6 protein-coding genes are annotated in these 7243 nt (G+C 39.2%); 2 read left to right on the top strand and 4 right to left on the bottom strand.

Annotated features, from left to right (window positions below; all coding sequences use genetic code 11):
- Positions 1–243 precede the first annotated feature (243 nt).
- Positions 244–1311, top strand: a complete 1068-nt coding sequence (locus tag MWU82_RS22600; RefSeq protein WP_247098025.1) for a tyrosine-type recombinase/integrase — start codon at positions 244–246, stop codon at positions 1309–1311.
- Between the two features lie 168 nt (positions 1312–1479).
- On the opposite strand, the gene rlmF is transcribed toward MWU82_RS22600, so the two are convergent.
- Complete coding sequence (gene rlmF, locus MWU82_RS22595) at positions 1480–2328, bottom strand: 23S rRNA (adenine(1618)-N(6))-methyltransferase RlmF (protein ID WP_247098024.1); 849 nt, start codon at positions 2326–2328, stop codon at positions 1480–1482.
- A gap of 245 nt (positions 2329–2573) precedes the next feature.
- Between rlmF and MWU82_RS22590 the strand changes: the two genes are divergently transcribed.
- Positions 2574–2957 carry an SRPBCC domain-containing protein gene (locus MWU82_RS22590; protein ID WP_247098023.1) on the top strand — a complete coding sequence of 128 codons (384 nt, stop codon included), beginning with the start codon at positions 2574–2576 and terminating at the stop codon, positions 2955–2957.
- A gap of 274 nt (positions 2958–3231) precedes the next feature.
- Here MWU82_RS22590 and MWU82_RS22585 read toward each other — a convergent pair whose 3' ends face one another.
- The 3 genes from MWU82_RS22585 to MWU82_RS22575 form a co-directional block, all read right to left on the bottom strand.
- Positions 3232–4635, bottom strand: a complete 1404-nt coding sequence (locus tag MWU82_RS22585) for a sialate O-acetylesterase (RefSeq protein WP_247098022.1) — start codon at positions 4633–4635, stop codon at positions 3232–3234.
- Positions 4636–4856: 221 nt separating this feature from the next.
- A complete protein-coding gene (locus MWU82_RS22580) occupies positions 4857–5393 on the bottom strand; it encodes a CIA30 family protein (RefSeq protein ID WP_247098021.1) in 537 nt (178 codons plus the stop codon).
- Between the two features lie 203 nt (positions 5394–5596).
- Complete coding sequence (locus MWU82_RS22575) at positions 5597–6553, bottom strand: c-type cytochrome (protein WP_247098020.1); 957 nt, start codon at positions 6551–6553, stop codon at positions 5597–5599.
- Positions 6554–7243: the final 690 nt, after the last annotated feature.

Genomic DNA, 7243 nt, shown 5'->3' with positions numbered 1-7243 from the left:
AACTGTATCTACTTGGATACAAATTTAAGATATTTATTTTTAATCCGCAGTAAATTTTTGGAATTTTCGACTTGAGTGAGACAATGCACCACAACACATATATATGTGTAATTAAAGGTTAAGATATAAAAATAATGGTATACCTCCTTAACTCCTATGCATAAATAGATAGGAGGGTTTTTAAAAGTTGTTATTTTATATATCATTTTGTATCTTACAGTATATTGATATACAAAATGACGAATGGATTTTTCCCAATATACTTTTAAACCTGTTGTGCATAGAAACAAAAATGTAATATTGGTTATTTTTCCATTTAAACCGCATTTGGTACAACAATTTAGAGAACGCTTTACCTCTGCAAAATGGAGCAAAACCAATAAAGCTTGGTATCTACCGGATATACCCGCTGTTAGAAAAGCCTTGAATATAGAGCAGCGACCATTTATTACAAAACAACTTCCCAAAATAGCTCCTGTTAACCAAACTGCCCTAATACGGTATTATGATCAGCTTAGGTTAAAAGCGCTTAGTCCAAACACCATTCGGATCTATATTGCCGAATTTGTTCATTTACTTCAGTTGATCAAAAATTATCCTGTGGATGAGCTTACCCCCAAAAAATTAAAGGATTATTTTCTCTATTGTGTTTACCAGGAAAAAATGGGGGAACGCAAAATGAACGGTAAAATAAATGCCATTAAATTTTATTTTGAAAAAGTATTATACAGGCCACAACTCTTTTTTGATATTCCGAGGCCTAAAAAACCGGTGACCTTACCTAAAATGTTGGCTAAGAGTGAAGTGGCGAAGTTGTTTAAACAGGTAGAAAATTTAAAACATCGCATTGCTCTGGAACTTTGCTATGGTTTGGGACTTAGGGTTTCAGAAGTCGTTGCTATTAAATTAAATGACATTGATAGCTCTAGAATGGTTGTGCATATTCGTGGTGCAAAAGGAAAGAAAGATAGGATGGTACCGCTACCCGTAACGCTATTGCCAAAACTCAGAAAGTATTATAGGGAATATAATCCCAAGGAGTATTTGCTTGAAGGAAGGTACGGGGGACAATATTCCAGGGGTAGCATACAGAAGGTATTTAAAGAGGCCATGAAAAGGGCAGGTATCAAAAAAAATATTGGGGTTCACGGCCTTAGGCACAGCTACGCAACCCACCTTTTGGAATCCGGTACCGATATGCGGTTTATCCAAGAACTTTTAGGACATAGTTCTATTAAGACCACTCAGGTGTATACAAAGGTAACACCACGTAGGCTTGCCAATATAGAAAGTCCGTTAGATTCATTATAATGCTACATTAAACGAAGGTTAAAGGCAAGTGAAGAACTATAGGATTTTGACTTGTGGGCCGCTTACTTAAACAAGACAGGGTTTAGCTTTTAATGAATACCAGTTGTTTTGGCGCTAGACTGTATATCCCCAATAACATATTCAGAATAGTTTTGGATTGCGGCAGATTTATTTGTTGAAAGTCCAGGCCACAAACCTGCTCTTTTTATTGCCCTGTTCCATAGCTATTACCTTGACTGCTGTAGGCTGCGTCTTGTTAATGGCCCTTTTTATATTTTTAAGGTTTTCTTTTTGGGATACCAAGGAGGTGAACCAATGTACCTGGTCTTGGAATTGCATGCTTTCCTCGGCCATCTTTTTTACAAATGCTTCCTCACCACCCTTGTACCACAACTCGTTGGCTAAGCCTCCAAAATTTAGGCGCTCCCTGTCCTCCAATTGCAGGTTCCGCACCTTTCGCAAGTTTTGTTTTTCGGCATCTGTGCGGTTCTTAAAAAATGGGGGATTGCATACCACCACGTCAAACTCATCTCCAGGTTGAATTATATGTTCCAAAATGCTGTTTTTAAAACCTTGCTTCCTAAGGGCTATGTTGGCCAATACGCTGTTTCTGTCAATAATTTCCTGGGCATTTTTTAAAGCATCCAGATCTACCTCACTGGCCGCGCACTGCCAATGGAAGTGACAGGTAGCCAAAATAGGGTAGATAAGGTTGGCTCCGGTGCCAATGTCCAACAAACGGAGTGTGGGCTTCGGAATCAGGTCAGCTATATGCAAAAGGTAATCCAAGCGTCCAGGAATAGGGGGGCAGAGATTCTGTTCCGGAATATCCCAATAGTCAAGTCCATAGTGTGCTTTTAATAGGGCTGTGTTCAAAGCCCTTACCGCCAGAGGATCTCCAAATTTTATGGTTTGGTTGCCATACTCATTTACAAAAACAAATTTCCTTAGTTCTGGGGAATGCCGAATAAGCAAATCAAAATCGTAGGCTTCGGAAAACGGATTTTTTGGATGCACGGGTATGGTTCTTAAGAGGGCAAAGTTAGCAAAAGCTTATCTAAATCGACATTTCTTTCCTGGGGTACCACTTATTCTAAAAAGTTCAATGTCACAAGAGTCATAATAGATTCTGTGGGCATGGGTATTGGGCAACAATAAATGGCTGTGGTTCATTATTGCCATAAAGAATTAAACTCGCCAAAAATTATTTAGTAAATTTAAGAATCGGGTTAGCTATTTAATCACACCAAAAAACCTCACCTATGGAATTTACCTTAAAAACAACATTTAATACCACGGCAAAACAAATTTATAAGGCATGGCTTAGTACCCAGGGACACACCAAAATGACCGGAGGGGAGGCCTTCGTTTCCGATAAGGTTGGTGATCCGTTTACCGCATGGGACGGGTATATTAAGGGAGAGAATCTAATTTTGGAACCCTACCATAAAATTGTGCAATCCTGGCGAAGTGATAATTTTAATGAAGACGAGGATGATTCGCAAATTGAGGTTGTACTTTCAGAGACAGATGGTGTAATCGAATTGACCTTGATACATAGCAATGTTCCGCAAGATGGCGAACACTATATTCAGGGGTGGCAGGAACATTATTTTGAACCTATGAAAGCGTATTTTGAATTTTAAGGAGTATTGAAAGGCACCACATATATTTCATAGTATTCCTAAAGAAAATTGGGCGCAGAAAAACATATTATTTTCTTGCGCCCAATAGTTTTAAATGTCATGGCCGTACCCTGAGCGGATTCGAAGGGTTGGACAAGCAAACAAACCGAAGGTTCATAAATAGCTTCAAATAACAAGTAGAAATCAATGAACTATATCGAAGATTCGCGAAAACTGATACAAAACAATCGCTTGAGTAAAATGAAAGTATAAATTCAAAATATATTTTAATCAATTACTCCTTCCAAGTATCTGTCCTAAACGAGGAGGCAGGTAAGCCCTCCGTATTGAACAGGCTGCCAGCCTCACAATTGCTAAATGCATACCTAACGGCGACGGGATTTGTAACCCCTTCTGCCCAAACACTAAGGCTCTTGTCCCCGTTAATTTTGGCCTCGGCAGGATGAAAAACTTTGTCCGCTCCCGCAATTTCAAATCCTGTCAAGGGCCCACCGTAACTGGAGAGACCGTTCTCAACATAATCAAAGGACAACGTTACCTTGCCCTCTTTAATTTCTTCTATTTCTTTGTATACTGGACCACTATAGGCAAATCCTTCCATGCCGTAATCCTTGGATAGTGCCCATAGTGCCAATCTATCGCCCACCAATTTTTTCTCCCTTGGGTGTATAAAATCACAATCCCCAATATCCATGGTTACTGCCATTCCGGTATTTTCAACCGTTTTCATAGTGTGCAATTGTGCCTCTCTAACAAAGCCTGCATTGCCATCGTTATAACCATAGGGGGCAATTTGTACAAAGTAAAACGGAAACTCGCCCTGTTGCCACTTTTCCCTCCAGGTTTTTATCATGGTGGGGAAGAGTCGACTGTATTCCTCGGCCCTGCCTCTGTTGGATTCTCCTTGGTACCAAATAGCTCCCTTTATGTTGTACCCTATCAAGGGGTTGATCATGGCATTGAACAATAGGGTAGGGGTGCGCTGTGGTGCTCCTTCTGGAAGTTTACTTGGAAGCTCTATGGTACTGAATTGGGAAAGCGTCTCCTTGTCCATCCAGGTTTCCACACTGGACCCGCCCCAGGAGGTATGTATCAAACCAATGGGAACGTTTAATAGGGTATTCAATTTTTTTCCAAAGAAGTAAGCGGTAGCACTAAAGTCCCTCACAGTTGCCGGACTGGCCTCTGCCCATTGGCCTTCCACTTTATCCAAAGGTTCTAGGCTTGATGCTCTTTTTACGGTAAACAAACGTATCTGGTTGTTTTTGGAGTTTAAAATGGCCTCTCCGCTACCATCTATGGGTTGGTTGTTAAATCCTTTTACGGGCATTTCCATGTTGGACTGGCCGGAACAAAGCCAAACTTCCCCGATCATTACATTGTTGAGCGTCACTTCATTGCTGCCCTTTATGGCAAGTTTGTAGGGTCCACCATAGGATGGGGTTTTCATCTTCAACTTCCATTGCCCCTGACTATTGGCTGTTGCTGTAGATTCCTCTCCCCAACTTCCTATTATCTTAATTTTAGTGTTCGGTTTGTCGGTTCCCCAAATGGAAACATTGTCTTTCTGCTGTAATACCATATGATCGCCAAAAAAAGATGGTAATTCAATTTGGGCGTAAGAGACGGTGACAGTACTTAAGAGCAATGCCAATAATAAAGTTTTCAATACTTTCATAGTTGTTTAAAAAAATGGATTATAAGGTTGTTATTAAAATGTTCCTTAAAAAAATACGCTGGTATTTTCCGTAAGGAAATAGCACTCGGATAAATGTAACAAATATTTATGGTTTCAATAAGTTCGGAATTTTATCAACGCTGCGCAGTGTTATGGTTTGAAGTTTAATTATGATTGAATAAAAAAGGCATTTAATATTCTTTCATTTTCTGGGCTTAGGACTATGATTGATGCAATGCTATTTTATCGATCAACAGTTTAAAGTGTTCAGTTCTTTTGTTCCCGATCAGGAAAACAATTTCCTCAATATGATCTTTTGAAAAATTGGGTTGGTCCAATTTCCTACCCCGAAAAGAAGGATACATATCCCTGAGTAAAATTTTGATTTCTTCCCATTCCCCTGTAGTCGGAAAGGTAGTGGTATAGGAATAATAATTGCCGGCATTGTCCTTTACCCTAAATTGATAGTCTTTGCCGTCGCCTTTGAGCTGAATGCCAATGTAACTGTCTTTGGTTACCTGTAGCTTATCAAATTGGTAACGGACGGAAGAGAATCCACCATTGTTTTCCAAAGAGATTTCACCTTCAAACAATCCATGTCCGTCAGGGCTCAAGGTAAAGCTTCCTACCGACAGGCCGCCCATGACCCCATCATTCACAATTCTCCATTTCTTGATGCTGGAATCTTTGTTGAAATCGAAAATTATTTTTGAGGTCATAAGTGTCATAAAAACTAAAGTGGCCAAAAGATACTTCATAATTCACCTTTAGGGTAATTTACGACAACTTAAGCTAAAGACCATGATCAATTACGGCATTTAGGAATAATATTAATACGGGCTGGGTGGCATCATTTCCCAAGCCCGTACCAATTCCTTTAAAATGCAACATAAGGCCCAAGTTTAGTTCCTAGCTTACATAATGGACAGATTTGCACAGGCTTAGGATTCGGCTTTACATTTTAGTATATGGACCGCTCCACTTTGTTCTTTATAGGAGGTATAGTCTGTAGGTATTCAAAAATGGCCCCAGCTTCTGCATCGGTAAGTTGAGGATAGGGCAGCATGGGGTAGGTCAGGGCCTTTTCACCCTTTTTCTGCCCATACTTAAGGGCATTGATAAAATCGTCCTTGGTCCAGTTGCCAATGCCAGTGTCCTTGTCCGGTGTTAAGTTGGAGGTGAGCATTACCCTACCTTGTAGATCCAAGGGTTTATTGCCCCCTGCAAAATACCCATCACTTAGTTCCGGATTTAAAAAATCGTTGGTTTTAAAGTCGGCCGAGTGGCAGGAAAAGCAATCCAGATTATGAGCCAGGTATTTGCCCAATTCCACAGGGTCGTTTTTATTTGGCAGGGGAATTGCTTCTTTGGGCATAGGAAGGGGTTTAAAGGCAACCCTACATAGGAGTTTGGTCAATAATGAAGGTTTGGGAGGAGTATCGGGAGTTGGGTCGGCTTTGACCATAGGGTGGTCCGACCTTAAAAACGAGATAATGGCATTGATATCCTCATCCGCCATATGTGGCAGTTTGGCCATATAGGGTGGACTGTATTTTCCATCCCTTTTTATTCCCGTTCTTAGTAGATATAGCAGTTCCCCATCTGTCCAATCCCCAATGCCATAGGTTTTGTCCTGGGTGATGTTCTGGGAATAAATTTCTCCAAATTCCGGTGGGGCATCCATCATCTTTTGTCCGGTAAGTTTGTTGGTTTGGTGATTTAAATGGCAACTGGCGCACAACATAATGGCCAATTTTTCACCCCTTGCAATGGCCTCCGGACTACTTTTAACCCTAAAATCAACTTTTTCAACTTCATAGGAAGGAATATCGCTGGCACTGATAAAGATCAAGGCGATAGCAATCAATAGAACAATAACTCCTAGTCCGATACCAACAATTTTAAATACTTTTTTCATCTTAATTATAATTAATTAAACAAGGTGTACTCAATATTTGGGAACGTTTTATTTTTTTTAAATCACTATCTACTAACCTTTGCCAATATTGCCTACATCGGTATTCTTTTACGTAATACACCGTAGAAACTGTACAGTATTAAATTCTAAAATGTTGGGGATTAATTTAACGAACGAATTTTATCATTGGTTGTACGTTGGTTTTTCAGTAGGCTTAGTTGTTGGTTGTTATCATTGTATACTACGTGGTCTGTACTAAAATTAGTAAATTTTTCAATTAAACGATAACGAATTTTTCAACAATCTACTTTTAATCAGAGAGTTGTAGGAGTTTTTTTATGCCTGAATTTACTTCTTCATTTATGTCGGGCTAATTGAAGTAACTCCGAGAAAAAGAATTCCCGGTTTTCTGAGCGTAGAAAATGAGAACTTATTTCAATTTTGCGCAGTTTTGAAAAATTATAGGCAATGTAAACGCGAGATGAAAAATATTTTATTGAAACTTATAATTAAGAATTTGTAAAGTACTAATTCCAGATTAACCATTTATCTTTTCGTAGTTTTATAAAGACAACAATGGTGATGTAAACAGCATTTTGTCAATTTTGGACAGAATTCAATTGGTCGCAATAAACTACTAATGTTAATTCAAGTTTTTGTAATCGCAATTATTGAATTTACACAAAACAT

Source organism: Arenibacter sp. S6351L, assembly GCF_023016025.1.
In the GTDB taxonomy this organism is placed as follows: Bacteria; Bacteroidota; Bacteroidia; order Flavobacteriales; family Flavobacteriaceae; genus Arenibacter; species Arenibacter algicola_B.
Note: the sequence above shows the minus strand (reverse complement) of the source record. Positions and strands in the feature narration are given on the sequence as shown.